Source organism: Nonomuraea sp. NPDC050451 (assembly GCF_044458585.1).
Genome location: NZ_JBITHZ010000003.1, coordinates 482,501 through 497,858 on the forward strand (window position 1 = coordinate 482,501; position 15,358 = coordinate 497,858).

The 15,358-nt window shown below is 69.3% G+C and carries 13 protein-coding genes and 1 pseudogene; 9 read left to right on the forward strand and 5 right to left on the reverse strand.

Annotation, left to right across the window (positions count from 1 at the left end; all coding sequences use genetic code 11):
* Nucleotides 1-18: 18 nt before the first annotated feature.
* The 3 genes from ACIBI9_RS13470 to ACIBI9_RS13480 all read left to right on the forward strand — a co-directional run bounded on the left by ACIBI9_RS13470 (nt 19) and on the right by ACIBI9_RS13480 (nt 2,858).
* Nucleotides 19-702: a ComF family protein gene (locus ACIBI9_RS13470; protein ID WP_397222271.1), complete on the forward strand. Its 684-nt coding sequence runs from the start codon at nt 19-21 to the stop codon at nt 700-702.
* Nucleotides 703-1,330: 628 nt separating this feature from the next.
* Complete coding sequence (hpf, locus tag ACIBI9_RS13475) at nt 1,331-1,987, forward strand: ribosome hibernation-promoting factor, HPF/YfiA family (protein ID WP_397222272.1); 657 nt, start codon at nt 1,331-1,333, stop codon at nt 1,985-1,987.
* A gap of 172 nt (nt 1,988-2,159) precedes the next feature.
* Complete coding sequence (locus ACIBI9_RS13480; protein WP_364834445.1) at nt 2,160-2,858, forward strand: response regulator transcription factor; 699 nt, start codon at nt 2,160-2,162, stop codon at nt 2,856-2,858.
* Nucleotides 2,859-3,317: 459 nt separating this feature from the next.
* Here ACIBI9_RS13480 and ACIBI9_RS13485 read toward each other — a convergent pair whose 3' ends face one another.
* Nucleotides 3,318-4,514, reverse strand: coding sequence for a winged helix-turn-helix domain-containing protein (locus ACIBI9_RS13485; RefSeq protein ID WP_397222273.1), 1,197 nt, complete (start codon nt 4,512-4,514; stop codon nt 3,318-3,320).
* A 517-nt stretch (nt 4,515-5,031) separates the two neighbouring features.
* Nucleotides 5,032-5,292: an HGxxPAAW family protein gene (locus ACIBI9_RS13490; RefSeq protein WP_397222274.1), complete on the reverse strand. Its 261-nt coding sequence runs from the start codon at nt 5,290-5,292 to the stop codon at nt 5,032-5,034.
* Between the two features lie 223 nt (nt 5,293-5,515).
* Here ACIBI9_RS13490 and secA point away from each other — a divergent pair, with 223 nt between their 5' ends.
* Complete coding sequence (secA, locus tag ACIBI9_RS13495) at nt 5,516-8,305, forward strand: preprotein translocase subunit SecA (protein ID WP_397222276.1); 2,790 nt, start codon at nt 5,516-5,518, stop codon at nt 8,303-8,305.
* Between the two features lie 91 nt (nt 8,306-8,396).
* On the opposite strand, the gene ACIBI9_RS13500 is transcribed toward secA, so the two are convergent.
* From ACIBI9_RS13500 to ACIBI9_RS13510, 3 genes are all read right to left on the reverse strand, one after another.
* Nucleotides 8,397-8,849, reverse strand: coding sequence for an Rv3235 family protein (locus ACIBI9_RS13500; RefSeq protein ID WP_397222277.1), 453 nt, complete (start codon nt 8,847-8,849; stop codon nt 8,397-8,399).
* A 482-nt stretch (nt 8,850-9,331) separates the two neighbouring features.
* Nucleotides 9,332-10,645 (reverse strand): PTS transporter subunit EIIC, encoded by a 1,314-nt coding sequence (locus ACIBI9_RS13505; protein WP_397222278.1) that lies wholly within the window; start codon nt 10,643-10,645, stop codon nt 9,332-9,334.
* Between the two features lie 28 nt (nt 10,646-10,673).
* Nucleotides 10,674-11,414 carry a GntR family transcriptional regulator gene (locus ACIBI9_RS13510; protein WP_397222279.1) on the reverse strand — a complete coding sequence of 247 codons (741 nt, stop codon included), beginning with the start codon at nt 11,412-11,414 and terminating at the stop codon, nt 10,674-10,676.
* 125 nt (nt 11,415-11,539) lie between these two features.
* On the opposite strand from ACIBI9_RS13510, the gene ACIBI9_RS13515 reads away from it, so the two are divergent.
* From ACIBI9_RS13515 to ptsP, 5 genes and pseudogenes are all read left to right on the forward strand, one after another.
* Complete coding sequence (locus ACIBI9_RS13515; RefSeq protein WP_397222280.1) at nt 11,540-12,574, forward strand: SIS domain-containing protein; 1,035 nt, start codon at nt 11,540-11,542, stop codon at nt 12,572-12,574.
* Between the two features lie 32 nt (nt 12,575-12,606).
* Nucleotides 12,607-12,846: pseudogene (locus tag ACIBI9_RS13520) on the forward strand (glucose PTS transporter subunit EIIB); the annotation flags it as partial.
* Between the two features lie 10 nt (nt 12,847-12,856).
* Nucleotides 12,857-13,303, forward strand: a complete 447-nt coding sequence (locus tag ACIBI9_RS13525) for a PTS glucose transporter subunit IIA (protein ID WP_319712751.1) — start codon at nt 12,857-12,859, stop codon at nt 13,301-13,303.
* A gap of 93 nt (nt 13,304-13,396) precedes the next feature.
* A complete protein-coding gene (locus tag ACIBI9_RS13530; RefSeq protein ID WP_397222281.1) occupies nt 13,397-13,657 on the forward strand; it encodes an HPr family phosphocarrier protein in 261 nt (86 codons plus the stop codon).
* Nucleotides 13,654-15,321, forward strand: coding sequence for a phosphoenolpyruvate--protein phosphotransferase (ptsP, locus tag ACIBI9_RS13535; RefSeq protein ID WP_397222282.1), 1,668 nt, complete (start codon nt 13,654-13,656; stop codon nt 15,319-15,321). Before ACIBI9_RS13530 ends, ptsP begins: the two co-directional genes overlap by 4 nt.
* Nucleotides 15,322-15,358: the final 37 nt, after the last annotated feature.

Below are 15,358 nucleotides of genomic sequence, written 5' to 3' on the forward strand. Positions count from 1 at the left end.
GGCGGCATCCTGGCACGCGTGCTGACCGCCGTGCTCGATCTCGTCCTCCCGCAGTCCTGCGCCGGGTGTGGCGCCGTAGGGGCGCGGTGGTGCGCGGGCTGTCATGCCGAGCTCGTCGGCGCGCCGGCCAGGCGGTTGCCCGAGCCCGTGCCGGGCGGCCTGCCCGACTGCTGGTCGGCGGCACCGTACGAGGGCGCGGTGCGCAGGGCGGTCGTGGCTTACAAGGAGCGGGGCGCGGTGGCGTTGGCAGGGGTGCTGGCGGAGGCCGTGGCGTTCACCGTCGTGACGGCGGTCAACGGCGCGAAGGCACCCTGGGCCGGCGGGCGGTTCGCGGTGGTGCCGGTGCCGAGCGCGCGGCGGACGCGCCGGCACCGGGGCCACGACCCGGTCGGGCGGCTGGCGGTGCTGGCCGTCAGCCGGCTGCGGGCGTGGGGCATGCGGGTGGAGGTCTGGCCGGTGCTGAGCCAGGCGCGGCGGGTGGCCGACCAGGCGGGGCTGAGTTCCGCCGAGAGGAGCTCCAACCTCGCGGGGTCACTCCAGGTACGGCGAGCTGCGAAAGGCCCTCCAGCGGCCGTTGCGGTGCTTCTGGACGACATCGTCACGACCGGGGCCACCCTCGTGGAGGCCGCCAGGGCGCTGAGCTCGGCGGGGGTGCAAGTGCCGCTGGCCGCGACCGTGGCCGCGACACGCCGAAGATCTTGAAAAGGATTACGGTTACGGTGCGTAAAGAAAGATCCAAATCGCTATCCTCACCAGGAGGCCACATGTCACTTCCCCCAGGGTGGCGGCGGGGCTGCTCAGTAGGCCGGAGCTCCATCCTCATAAGGGTTGCCGATCGGTTGAATAGGGCATTTGGGAGGGCATGAGGACCTCGGGAAAATCACGGTACGTGATCCTTTGGTCGATCCTCCGGCTGACATTCGCGCAGGATGCGGATAGCGTTCTGACATGGCACCCGTTCGGGTCCGTGGTTGCGCAGGGTCGGGGTCCCCGGCTCTGCTAGCCGATGCCAGCCGCAGGCAAAACGGTCCACGTAAGGCGACTCTTTGTCGACCGATCACGGTGCGGCTTAGGGGTAAGTCCTGCCTTCCCGAGGGTCCAGATGTCCCTCGCCAGAAGAGAAGGGCAGTAGTGGCAACAGAGCTGCGAAACCCTCAGCAGGCGGATGTGGGGTCGAAGACCAGGTCGGCCGGACGGGTGCCAACCGAGTTCCCGGTGACGCAGAGTCGGAAGAGGGTAACGGTGACAGAAAGGCAGACAGCAGACCCCGTCCGACAGGCACGTCGTCGGGCGCTCTTGCTCAGTCGCTAGACCGAAGGGGGGCTGTTGCATGGACATCATCGTCAAGGGCCGGCACACAGGTGTGAGTGATCGGTTCCGTGACCACGTGACGACCAAGCTGGCCAGGATCGAACGTCTGGACAACAAACTCATCCGAGTCGATGTGGAGGTGTCGAAAGAACGCAATCCGCGCCTCGCTGACCAGCGCGAGCGCGTCGAGCTCACCATTCACTCTCGAGGACCGGCCATCCGCGCCGAAGCCTCGGCCGACGACCGATTCGCAGCCCTCGACATGGCCCTCGACAAGCTGGAAGGCCGCCTCAGGCGGCTGGCCGACCGGCGCAAGGTCCACCACGGCAACCACTGCCCGCCCTCTGTGGCGGAGATCACCGCGACACTCCCCGACGTCGCGGACCTGCCCCCGCGGGCGGCCACCGTCCCCGCCGAGGCCGAAGAGGACGAGCAGGTGCAGCGCGACCAGCGCTACGACGACATCGTCCCGATCGAGATGGACGGCGAAGGGCCGCTCATCGTCCGAGAGAAGTTCCACAAAGCGGAACCCATGACCATCGACCAGGCCCTCCTCGAGATGGAGCTGGTCGGGCACGACTTCTACCTGTTCCGTGACAAGGAGAGCGGCCAGCCGTGCGTGGTCTACAACAGACGCGGCTACAACTACGGCGTGTTGCGGCTCGTAGAGCCATGATCGCGCGCTAAAAGATCTTCTCGACCACCCTAGAACCGCGGCTCCCGTGCCATCATGGCGGTTCAACGGCTCTGGCCCCCCGACGAGGAGGAGACGTGAGCGAGCTCAGTCAGGTTCAGATGGGCGAGCGAAGCGAGGCAAAGGCTGTCGCGAGGCGGACCAAGGAGGCCTCGTGACCGAGTCTGGCGAGGTCCGTACGTCAGCGAGCGAGCCGATCCGCGTGCTGATCGTTGACGATCACGAGCTGATCCGGCGCAGCCTGGCTCTCGCGCTGGCCGCTGAGCCCGACATCGAGGTGGTCGGCGAAGCGAGCGACGGGCAGGAGGCGGTCGAGTTGGCCAACCGCCTCATGCCCGACATCGCGCTCATGGACGTGCGCATGCCACGGCAGGACGGGATCGAGGCCACGAAGGGCATCAAGGCCTCGGTCCCGAGCACGCGCGTCATCATGCTGACGGTGAGCGACGAGGAAGAAGACCTCTTCGAGGCCATCAAGGCAGGCGCCACCGGCTATCTGCTCAAGGACGTCCAGATCAACGACGTGCCGGCCGCGGTGCGCGGCGTGCACGGAGGCCAGTCCTTAATCAACCCGGCGATGGCCGCCAAGCTCATCACCGAGTTCCAGAGCATGAGCCGCAAGGAGTCCGAGCGCCCACCCCAGCTCCCCGTCCCCCGCCTGACCGATCGCGAGATGGAGGTCCTGCGGCTGGTGGCCAAGGGGATGAACAACCGCGAGATCGCCAAGCAGCTGTTCATCTCCGAGAACACCGTGAAGAACCACGTACGCAACATCCTCGACAAGCTGCAGCTGCATTCGAGGATGGAGGCCGTGGTCTACGCGGTGCGAGAACGCATGCTGGAGATCACCTAGCCGCCTAGCCCCATCACCCCGGCCCCACCTACGGCCAGGGGACAGGCGGCCACCCGCACCCACCAGGCCCCGTCATCTCTGCCCCCACCCGGGCAGCCACGGGGCACGCGGTCACCTACGCCTGCGAGGCCGTGTCGCTCCGGCCCCGCCTGGGCGGTTAAGGGACAGGGCAGCCACCTCCGCCCCCGAGGCCGTGTCGCTCCGGCCCCGCCTAGAGGCGACCACGCAGCAGACGACCATCCGCGCCCACCCGGCCCCGTCACTCCGCTCCCACCTGGGCGGCCACGCGGCAGGCGGCCGTTCACCCCCGCGAGGCCGCGTCACTCAGGCCCACCTGGGCGGCCGGCCGCCAACGCCCACCAGGCCGCGTTGCTCCGGCTCCCACCTGGGCGGCCAGGGAAGGCAGGCAGGCCGCCACCGCCGCCCGCCCTCCTAGTGCCGTGCCGTCGTGCTGGGCTGCTATCGGGCGGCGGCGGCGTTCAGGGTGGGGACGAGCTCGGGGGGATCGGCGCGCTCGACGCGTACGGCGTCGCAGCCCACCCACTCCGCCGCCGACCACAGGGCATCCGCCAGGGCGTCGGCCCACTTGGCGGGCGACAGGCCCGGCTCCAGGTGGAGCTGCCGGATCACCAGCGTGCTGCCCTCGCGGGCCGGGTCGACGCGGCCGATCAGCCGGCCGCCGGCCAGCACGGGCATCGTGAAGTAGCCGTGGACCCGCTTGTGCTTGGGGACGTACAGCTCGAGCGTGTACTGGAAGCCGAAGACGCGCTCGGTGCGGCCGCGGTGCCAGATGAGGGAGTCGAACGGCGACAGCAGCGTCGTGCGGTGGCGCCCGCGCGGCTCGGACTCCAGCGCCACCGGGTCCGCCCAGGCGTTGGGGGAGCCCTTCTTGCCCGGCCAGCCCGCGACCGTCACGGGCACCAGGCCTGCCGCGCCGCTGCGCAGGGCCTCGTCGAGCATGGCGGCGTACTCGCCCTTCAGGCGCAGGAAGTCGATGAGGTCGGTCCTGTTGGCCACGCCCAGGGACCGGCCCGCCACGGCGGCCAGGCGTACGACGCACTCCTCGTCGGAGAGGTCATCGGCCAGGAGCTCGGCGGGGACCACGCGCTCGGCGAGGTCGTAGACGCGCCGCCAGCCGACACGGCGGCTGCAGACCAGCTCACCGATGTCGAGCAGCCACTCCAGGCCGATCTTGGAGTCGGACCAGTCCCACCACGGGCCGCCGTTCTTGGCCCCGCCGACGTCCGACGTCATCAGCGGGCCCTGCTCGCGTACCTGCTCGAGCAGCTTGTCCACCCCGTCGGGGACCTCGTGCCAGCGGTAGCGCCGCTTACGGTACGCCCGGCGCCGGAACGAGTAGAGCGGCCAGTGCTCGATGGGCAGGATGCAGGCGGCGTGGCACCAGTATTCGAAGCTATGGGCGGGATTGTGCCAGTAGGCCCGCTCGATGCCGGCCCGCCCCACCGCCCCTAGACGGGCGTAGGCGACCAGCTCGTGGGAGCGGGCGAGCACCGAGATGGTGTCGAGCTGCACGGCGCCCAGCCTGCGCAGCATCGCATGCGCCCCGCCCTTGCGCGCGTCGGCGCCGATCATGCCCTGGGAGCGAAGGATGATCCGGCGCGCCTCGTCGAGGGTCAGGTCGGTGGTGCCGGTCATGTTTGCGATTGCGGATGGCGATGCATGCGAGCAATGTAGCGACGCCCACTGACAAAACACCCCCGCCGGCCCCACCCCCGGGGCACCCCACCACCATTCGCGCCGGGCCCGCCCATGTCACGTGCCCCGCAACACCGACCGCACCCGCCGACGCCACCCGCGCCCGGCCTGGCAGCAGGCAACGGCACCCGTGCCTGCCATCCCCGCCCGGCCTGGCAGCAGGCAACGGCGCGCAAGCCCGATCCGCGCTCGGTGCGCCCACCGTCGACGCCACCTGCCTCGCCCTGCCGACGCCGCCTGGCCCGATTGTGGCTGTCCGCCGCGTGCGCGATCCCTCGCCCTTGCCCGACACGCGCGGTGGGCTCGTCGTTACGGGGATTGTGCTTGCCTATTACGAAAGGCCCATTGAGGTGCGCGCAGGCGGTGCGGGAGACCGGTCGGCGGCGGCGTGAAGAGCGTGGGAGATGGGAGCTGGCGGGGCACCCGTGGGGTGGGTGCCCGCCCGGTGAAGCCTGCGTCAGCGGTGATCTTCAGAGCGCATGCCCACGCGGGGCGCGTCGATCACGACGTCGGTGAAGATATCGAAGACAAGGGCCAGGATGCCGCCCACGACGAACACTCCGGCGCCGACCCAGACGAGCGTCCAGTTGGCGACCGTGAGACCGAAGCCGGCCACGACCGTGCCCACGAGCATCACCGTCACCGCGAGCCACGATGACGCGCGCCCGGCGTGGCTGCCGAGATTCTCCGTATGCTCCGACTTCTTCCCCTCAACCATGACTAATCCTTCCTTTGCCGGTTATCGCGCTTATTGGTGCGAGCCGGCTCTCAACCGGCATACCCTCTGCCTTGCCCCATTCTCCCAGACGGGTGTGGCGCCCTCGTCGTCACGGTGGCTGTGTCTGGTTGCGGAACCGCCTACGATGGCAACGGGGAAGTTTGTCTCGGCCTCTCCTCCTGGCGGCGCCGCCGGGGTAGACCTGCGAGGAGCTTTACATAAAGTGGCAGCCATTCTCGACAAGATCCTACGTGCCGGCGAAGGTAAGATCCTGCGCAAGCTCAAGCGGATCGCAGACCAGGTCAACTCCATCGAGGACGACTTCACGAGCCTGTCCGACGCGGAGTTGCGTGCGCTGACGGATGAGTTCAAGCAGCGCCATGCAGACGGTGAAACGCTCGACGATCTGCTTCCCGAGGCGTTCGCGACCGTGCGCGAGGCGGCCCGCCGCGTGCTCGGCCAGCGGCCCTACGACGTGCAGATCATGGGCGGCGCCAACCTTCATATGGGCAACATCTCTGAGATGAAGACCGGTGAGGGCAAGACGCTGACCTGTACGCTGCCGGCGTACCTCAACGCGATCTCCGGCAAGGGCGTCCACGTCATCACGGTCAACGACTACCTGGCCAAGCGTGACGCCGAGACCATGGGCCGCATCCATCGGTTCCTCGGCCTCGAGGTCGGCTGCATCGTCGCCGGCCAGCAGCCGGACGAGCGGCGCAAGCAGTACCAGGCCGACATCACGTACGGCACCAACAACGAGTTCGGCTTCGACTACCTGCGCGACAACATGGCGTGGTCGCTCGAGGAGTGCGCGCAGCGCGGGCACAACTTCGCGATCGTCGACGAGGTCGACTCCATCCTGATCGACGAGGCCCGTACGCCGCTGATCATCTCCGGCCCCGGCGAGCAGTCGGGCAAGTGGTACCAGGAGTTCGCCAAGATCGTGCCCCGCCTGCGCAAGGGCGTCGAGGCGAAGAACCCTGGCGAGGAGAGCACCGGCGACTACATCGTCGACGAGAAGAAGCGCACGGTCGGCATCCTGGAGGCCGGTGTCGAGAAGGTCGAGGACTGGCTCGGCATCGACAACCTCTACAAGCCCGAGCACACCCACCTCGTCGGCTTCCTGAACAACGCGCTCAAGGCCAAGGAGCTGTTCAAGAAGGACAAGGACTACATCGTCGCCGACGGCGAGGTCCTGATCGTCGACGAGTTCACCGGCCGCATCCTGCACGGGCGCCGCTACAACGAGGGCATGCACCAGGCCATCGAGGCCAAAGAGGGCGTGAAGATCAAGGACGAGAACCAAACTCTCGCCACGGTCACCCTGCAGAACTACTTCCGCCTCTACTCCAAGCTGAGCGGAATGACCGGTACGGCCGCCACCGAGGCCAACGAGTTCCACCAGACGTACAAGCTGGGTGTCGTCCCGATCCCGACCAACCGGCCGATGGTCCGCAAGGACCAGGCGGACGTGGTCTACAAGACCGAGGACGCCAAGTTCGACGCGGTGGTCCAGGACATCAAGGAGCGCTACGAGGCCGGGCAGCCGGTGCTCGTCGGCACGACCTCGGTGGAGAAGTCCGAGCGGCTGTCCAAGGCGCTCAAGCGCCGCGGGGTGCAGCACGAGGTGCTCAACGCGAAGAACCACGCGCGTGAGGCGTCGATCATCGCCGAGGCCGGGCGCAAGGGCGCGGTCACCGTCGCCACCAACATGGCCGGTCGAGGCACCGACATCATGCTCGGCGGCAACTCCGAGTTCCGCGCCGACCTCGAGCTGCGCCAGCGCGGCCTCGACCCGGTCGAGACGCCGGAGGAGTACGAGAAGGCCTACCCCGAGGCGCTGGAGAAGGCCAGGGCGGCGGTCAAGGCCGAGCACGACGAGGTCACCGCGCTCGGCGGCCTCTACGTTCTCGGCACCGAGCGCCACGAGTCGCGCCGGATCGACAACCAGCTCCGCGGCCGCTCCGGCCGTCAGGGCGACCCCGGTGAGTCCCGGTTCTACCTGTCGCTCGGCGACGACCTCATGCGCCTGTTCAACTCGGCCAGGGTCGAGATGATCATGACCAGGCTGCAGATCCCCGACGACCAGCCGATCGAGTCGGGCATCGTCTCCAAGGCCATCGCCTCCGCCCAGCACCAGGTCGAGCAGCAGAACTTCGAGATCCGCAAGGAAGTTCTGAAGTACGACGAGGTCATGGACCGCCAGCGCAAGGTCATCTACGCCGAGCGCCACCGCGTGCTTGAGGGCGCCGACCTGCACGAGCAGGTGCGCGGCTTCGTCGGCGAGGTGATCGAGGGCTACGTGCAGGGCGCCACGTCCGAGGGCTTCGCCGAGGAGTGGGACCTCGACAAGCTGTGGAAGGCGTTCGGGGAGCTCTACCCGATCTCGGTCAGGATCGAGGACCTCGTCGAGGAAGCCGGCAGCCGCGAGGAGCTGTCCGCCGACCTCATCTCCGAGAAGGTCAAGGCCGACGCGCTCGAGGCGTACGCCAGGCGCGAGGAGGAGTTCGGCCCCGAGACCATGCGCGATCTGGAGCGCCGCGTGATCCTCTCGGTCCTCGACCGGAAGTGGCGCGAGCACCTGTACGAGATGGACTACCTGCGCGAGGGCATCGGCATGCGGGCCTACGCGCAGAAGGACCCGAAGATCGAGTACGCCCGCGAGGGCTTCGAGATGTTCGCCGCGATGCTCGAGGGCATCAAGGAGGACTCGGTCGGGTTCCTGTTCAACCTCGAGGTGGAGGTGCAGGAAAACCCGATCGTCGAGGAGGAGGACGCGGTCATCGCGGAGACCCGCTCGATCATCGCGCGCGGGCTGCGCGGGCCTGAGCGGCCGGCCGAGCTCGAATACACGGCGCCCGGCGAGCAGGGCGAGGTCGAGCACACCCGCGTCCGCACCACTTCGGCGGAGCGGGCCGCGTACGGCAACGTGGAGCGCAACGCGCCCTGCCCGTGCGGGTCGGGCAAGAAGTACAAGCGCTGCCACGGCGATCCCAAGAACGCGGCCTGACGCTCTTTTCCGAGACCCCCACCTCGTGTGGGGGTCTCTTTTTTTGTGCTGCCTTTCTTCGATGCTTTTTCTGGGCTTTTCAGTGCCTTTTCTATGCTGTTTCGAAGTCAGTGCAGAGCCATTGGGTGCCTCGCCGTTCGAGGCGCATCGCGAGGACGCGGTTGCGGTCGCCGCAGTGCACCAGCATGCACATCTCCACCGCGCCGTCCCTGGGCTCCTTGACGTGCACGCTGCCGGCGAACGGGGGGCGGCTGGTCCGGATCATCTGGCCTGCCTGGACCAGCTCCCGGTAGGCGCGGGCTGTGAGCTTGTCGGCCACGGTCTCCGGCGGGCGGCGGCCCGCGAGCACCTCGGCCAGCGCCTGGCCGAGGTGGCGCAGCTTGCGCTCATCGGGGATGGATCCCGGCGGGCCCCATACGAGGGGGTGGGGGTCCAGGGCCAGGGTGCCGTGGATTTCCGGGGGCGCGATTTCCGATGTCGGCTGCTCTTCGTCGTAGGGGGGTTCGGGGGTGGGGGTGACGCCGATGCGGGGGGTTGTTGACACGCATCCTCCAAATTCTTGGACGAAGAAAGAATCGTAATAAGGAGTTTTCGGTCTGGCCTAGGAATACAAATGGCGCCAACTTCTTCTGAGGGCGGTTGGGTTTGTCCGTCTTTGATGGAGAAGATTTCTGGAAGTTGGATCCCCCTGGAGTGGGGGTGGAGGGCTGTTCCGGACGCGATTGGCTGGTTTGCGGGTTGTCTCAAACCTTTTTGGTCGTGCGCGTTCTGGATTGGTGGTCGTCCCTTTTGCTGGGGTGGGGTTGGGCTCGCGCTGTTGATTGGCGCCGGGTACGGCCGTGGGGCGTCTCGCCGACGCGGCGCTTTGGAGGACGGGCGGGGCGCGGCGGTTGTGGGGCTGCGTGGGGGCGGTTGTGGGGCGGTGGTCGGGCTGCGTGGGCGTGCCGTCTGTGGCGCCTGAGCTGTGCTGTGGTGGGTGCTGGTTTCCCGCTGTGGTTGGCGTCGGGGTTTTCGCCGGCGTGGCGGTTAGGTTTCGCCTGAGTCGACGTCGGGTTCTGGTTCGCGGCCTGGGGTCAGGATGTTGAGTTTGCGGATGAGGAAGGTGAAGACGGCGTAGTAGATGACGCCGTAAATCGCTCCCAGTATCAGGATTCCGGGCAAGTTCTCGGTGTTCGACTTGCTGGCGTTGAGGAGCATGTCGAGCAGGCCCGCCGAGAAGCCGAAGCCCAGTTGGCCGCCGATCAAGGTGGTCAGGGCCATGGCCAGGCCGGTCAGGATGGCGTGGACCACCAGGAGCAGGGGCGCGACGAAGATGAAGGCGAACTCGATCGGCTCCGTGATCCCCGTGACGAAGGACGCCAGGGCGGCCGAGAGCATGATGCCGCCCACCGTGGCGCGGCGGTGGGGTGGGGCGGCGCGCCACATGGCGAGGGCGGCGGCGGGCAGGGCGAACATCATGATGGGGAAGAAGCCGGCCATGAACTGGCCGGAGTGCGGGGCGCCGCCGAAGTAGCAGTTCCAGTCCCCGCCCAGCACCCGGCCGCCCACCTCGCACTGCGGCACCACGTACCAGACGACGGAGTTGACGAAGTGGTGCAGGCCGAGGGGGATGAGGAGGCGGTTGACGAGGCCGTAGATGCCGGTGCCTATGGGGCCGATGGCGGCCAGGGCCTCGCCGGCGTGGCGGATCCACTCGCCGATCACCGGCCAGAGCCAGCCGAAGACCACGCCGATGAGCAGGGCCACGATGGAGGTGATGATGGGGACGAATCGGCGACCGCCGAAGAAGGCCAGCCAGGACGGCAGCTTGATGCGGTGGAAGCGCTGCCAGAGGACGGCGGTGACCAGGCCCATGACGATGCCGCCGAGGACCTTGGTCGGGTTCTGCATGCCGTAGTTGATGATCTCCTTGATGCCCTGGGCCTGGGCCTCCTTGATGAGGACGGTGTCCCGGATGTCGGAGCCGAAGAACATCACCTTGGTCACCCGGTCGAAGACCAGGTAGCCGACCACGGCGGCCAGGGCCGTGGAGCCGTCGGCCTTGCGGGCGAAGCCGATCGCCACTCCCACGGCGAACAGCAACGGCAGGTTCTCGAACAGCGCGGCGCCGGCCGCGGCCAGCACCTCGGCGACCTGGTTCATCCAGGCGAACCCGGCCACGTCCGCCAGGCCGCCCGGCTCGGCGCCGTTGGAGCCGAGCATGTCGGGCTGCCCGAAGCGCAGCAGCAGGGCGGCGGCGGGCAGGGCGGCGATGGGCAGCATGAGGGAGCGGCCCAGCCGCTGGAGCACGGTCATCACGCGAGCGAACGGCGAAGGCCGGGCGGCGGTGGTCTCGTTCACCGGGCGTTCCTCCGAGCCGGGTGAGGCCTCAGCCCCGTCTTACGGGCATTTCCAGGATGGTGCGCAACTGGTAGCGATCCGCACGATACGTGGACACGCCCAGCTCCGCACAGACGCCGCCGGCGAACGACCTGCGCTGCAGCAGCAGTACGGCGCCGCCGCGCGGGAGTTTCAGCAGGTCCGCGTCGCTCGGGTCGGCGATGCCGCCGTCGATGGTGAGCTCGCCGGCGTCCATGACGAGGCCGTAGCGGCTCTCCAGCAGCTCATACAGTGATTTATCCGACAAGTCGTGGGAGCCCAGGTCGGGGGCGAGCTTGACCGGGATGTGCGCCCGTTCGATGGACAGCGGCTCCCCGTCGGCGGTCCGCAGCCGCTCGATGAAGTGCACCTCCTCGCCCGGCTGGATCCCCAGCTCCTTGGCGAGGTGCGCGCTGGCCCGCACGATCCGGCGATCGAGGTCGCGCGAGCCCGGGATCATGCCCCGTGCCCTCATGTCGTCGGTGAACGACGTCAGCTGCAGCGCCAGCTCGATCTTGGGCCGGGCGACGAACGTCCCCTTGCCGGGCACCCGGTGCAGGCGGCCCTCGGACACGAGGTGGTCCACGGCCTGCCGTACGGTCATCCTGGACAGGCCGAAGCGCTGGCAGAGCTCGCGCTCGGACGGGATGGCCGCCCCGATGCTGAGCTCGTCGCTGTCGATGAGGTCCAACAGGATCTCGCGAAGCTGGAAATACTTGGGCACCGGGCTGTCCGGATCGATGTGCGCCACGGATCCTCCCCTCGATCGCAACCTTGGCAATGGGTTATGGTTCGTACTGGTCTAGTCCGGACTAGACCACATGTCGCGAAAGACGGTCAAGTCCGCGTCGCAGTCGATCAAGGAAAGAGCCCGAGATGACCACGAAGATGCGCAGCGAGATCGCCGAGCAGCCGGCCGCGCTGCGGGCCACCCTGGACTCCCTGCTGCCGAGGGTCGGCGAGGTGAGAGCAGTGGGCGAGCAGACTCGCCAGCTGCTGTTCATCGCGCGCGGCACCTCTGACAACGCTGCAGTTTATGGGCGCTACCTGGTCGAATCACACGCGGGCCGTCTGGCCGCGCTGGCCGCACCCTCGATCGCCACGACGTACAAGCGCAAGCTGGACCTCGACGGCGTGCTGGCGGTCGCGATCTCGCAGTCGGGGCGCACCGAGGAGATCGTCGAGACGCTGGCCTGGGCCAAGGACTGCGGGGCGAGGACCGTCGGCATCACGAACGGGGGCGAGCAGAGCCCCCTCGCGCAGGCCGCCGACGTGGCCCTGTGCACGGTCGCCGGCGAGGAGAAGGCCGTGCCGGCGACCAAGACGTACACGACGCAGCTCGCGGCGCTGGCCGTGCTCGCGCTGGGGCTGGGCGCCGACGTGGACGCGGAGGACCTGCGGCGGGTGCCGGAGGCGGTGGAGAAGCTGATCACCGAGCCGGGCGACCTGGAGGCCGTGGTCGAGGGGCTGCTGGACAAGCCGGGCGTGGTCGTGTCCGGGCGCGGGCTGGCGTTCTCGACGGCCCTGGAGACGGCGCTGAAGCTCAAGGAGGCCTGCTACCTGCACGCCATGGGCCTGTCCTACGCCGACCTGCTGCACGGCCCCATCGCCGTGGTCGACGCCGACACGCCCGCGCTGCTGGTCGCCGCCGAGAACAGCCCGACCCTGGCCGGTACGGTCGCGCTGGCCGAGCGGGTGGTGGCCGCGGGCGCGGCGGCGTACACGATCGGTGGCGGCGACGCGCTCGCACGGGCGGGCACCGCCGCGCTGAACGGCCCCGACCTGCCCGAATGGGTCGCGCCGATGGGGTTGATCGTGCCCGGCCAGCTGCTCACCGAGGCGCTGGCCCGCAGGCTCGGCATCGACCCCGACGCGCCGCGCGGGCTGAACAAGGTCACCCAGACCGACTGAAATAGCCTGGTCACAAGAGCTCTAGGGAGGGCCGGATGGCGGCTGACGCGAACGCGATCATCGCCGGTTTGGGCGGGGCCGACAACATCATCGATATCGAGCCCTGCATCACCCGGTTGCGCACGGAGGTGCACGACGCGTCCAAGGTCGATCAGGCCGCCCTCAGGGCGGCGGGCGCGCATGGCGTGATGGCCGCGGGGAACGTGGTCCAGGTCGTCGTCGGGCCGGAGGCGGACACCATCGCCAGCGACATCGAGGACATCATCGGCTAAGGGCGAGACCATGACGACTGTTCTCGCCCCGGTTGAGGGGGCAGCTGTGGGGTTGGCCGCCGTGCCCGATCCGGTGTTCTCCGCCGGGCTGGTCGGGCCGGGGGCCGCGATCGACCCGCTGCGCGGGCCGGGAAAGGCCGTAGCCCCCATAGCTGGAAAAATCATGAAACTGCATCCGCACGCGTACGTCATCGTCGGAGACGACGGCAGAGGCGTCCTCGTGCACCTGGGCATCGACACGGTCCAGCTCAAAGGCCAGGGGTTCGAGCTCCTGGCCGCCGAGGGCGACCGTGTGAGCGCGGGGCAGCCCGTCGTGGCCTGGGACCCGGCGGTCGTCGAGGCGGGCGGCCGCTCGCCGGTCTGCCCGGTCGTCGCGCTCGACGCCCTCTCAGAGGCCGTGACCGAGGTCGCGGAGGGGGCGGTTCACGCGGGGGACGAGCTCTTCCGATGGGAATAGCTCCGGAACGAGCGTGTCCGCCGAGACGGCAGAATGTACACGCGCTATCGCACGAGGGTCCGGCTGGTCTGGACCGGCACCAAAGGAGGAGTAATGGGTGAGCGCAAGGTCACCGTGGCGGCGGAAGTGGGGCTGCACGCCCGGCCCGCCGCGACGTTCGTCCAGCGGGCGAAGAAGGCCCCCATGGACATCACGGTGACGAAGTCCCACGGCAGCGAGAAGGTCAACGGCAAGAGCATTCTCGCGATCATGGCCCTGGACGTCAGGCAGGGCGAGACCGTCGTGATCAGCGCGGAGGGCGATGGGTCGGAAGAGGTCCTCGACGAGCTGGCCGCGATCGCCGCGGCGCCATGAACCTGCGGGGGGTCGGGGTCAGTCCGGGCATCGGGCACGGCCCCGCGTACGTTCTGACCGTCTCCGTGCCCGAACCCCCCGAGGGCGCCACCTACACCGGTGAGGCGGATCAGGAGAAGGAGCGCGCGATGGCCGCGCTCACGCAGGTCGCGGGAGAGTTGGAGGCCCGGGGAAACCAGGCGGGCGGCGAGGCCGAGGAGATACTCAAGGCCCAGGCGCTGATGGCCGAGGATCCCGGGCTGGTCGTCAAGGTGCGAACGCTGATCGACCGCGGCCTGGCCGCCCCGAGGGCGGTTTTTGAAGCTTTCACGAAATATCGGGACGTACTGGCCGGGTCCGGGGGCTACCTGGGCGAGCGGGCCGCCGACCTCGACGACATCAGGGACCGCGTGATCGCCCTGCTCTACGGGCACGCCATGCAGGGGCTTCCGATCGCCCCCGAGGAGCCGTACGTGCTGGTCGCCAGGGACCTCGCGCCCGCCGACACGGCGCTGCTGCGCAAGGAGCACGTCGCCGCGTTCGTCACCCAGGAGGGCGGCCCCACCAGCCACACCGCGATCATGGCCAGGGCGATGGGCGTGCCCGCCGTCGTGGCCTGCCCGGGCGCGCTGGACATCCCGCCGGGCGTCCGGGTGATGGCCGACGGCACGTCGGGAGACGTACGCGTCGAGCCGGCCGAGTCCGACGTGGCCCAGGCGGTCGGCGCGGACGCCGCGCGGCAGGCGGCGATCGCCGCGGCGAAGGGGCCGGGCAGGACCGCCGACGGGCACCCGGTCCCGCTGCTCGCCAACATCGGCGGCCCCGCGGACCTCGACGCCGCCCTCAGCGCCGGAGCCGAGGGGATCGGGCTCTACCGGACCGAGTTCCTCTTCCTCGGCAGGGCCGAGCCGCCCTCCGCGCAGGAGCAGCGGCGGGCCTATCGCGCGGCGCTGGAGGCGTTCCCCGGCGGCAAGGTGGTCGTGCGGACGCTGGACGGAGGCGCGGACAAGCCGCTGGCGTTCCTGCCCGCGCCCGCCGAGCCGAACCCGGCGCTGGGGGAGCGGGGGCTGCGCAGGTTCAGGAGGTTCCCCGAGGTCATGGAGGCGCAGCTCGGCGCGCTCGCGGCCGTCGCCTCCGAGCGGCTCCAGGTGATGGCGCCGATGGTGGCCACGGCCGAGGAGGCCGCGTGGTTCGCGCAGGAATGCCGGGCCAGGGGCCTGACGAACGTGGGCGTGATGGTCGAGATCCCGTCGGCCGCGCTGCGCGCCCGCGAGTTGCTCACCCGGGTGGACTTCGTCTCGATCGGCACCAACGACCTCGCCCAGTACGCCTACGCCGCGGACCGCCAGGTCGGCGCCGTGAGCGCGCTGCACGACCCGTGGCTGCCCGCCCTGCTGGACCTGGTCGCCATGACGGCGACCGCCGCCGCGAGAGCGGGCAAGCCGTGCGGCGTCTGCGGCGAGTCGGCCGCCGACCCGGCGCTGGCCTGCGTGCTCGTCGGGCTCGGGGTCTCCTCGCTGTCGATGGGCGCCGCGGCGCTGCCCGCCGTACGCGCTGTGCTGGCCGCGCACACGCTGGAGCAGTGCCAGCGGGCCGCCGAGGCCGCGCGGGCGCAGACGACGGCGGCTCACGCGCGTGCGGCGGCCCGCGTGCACCTGTCCGGGCTCGCGCGGCTGGGGCTGTAACCGGGTCCACATCCGGCCGTCTTGGTAAAGGGACGGT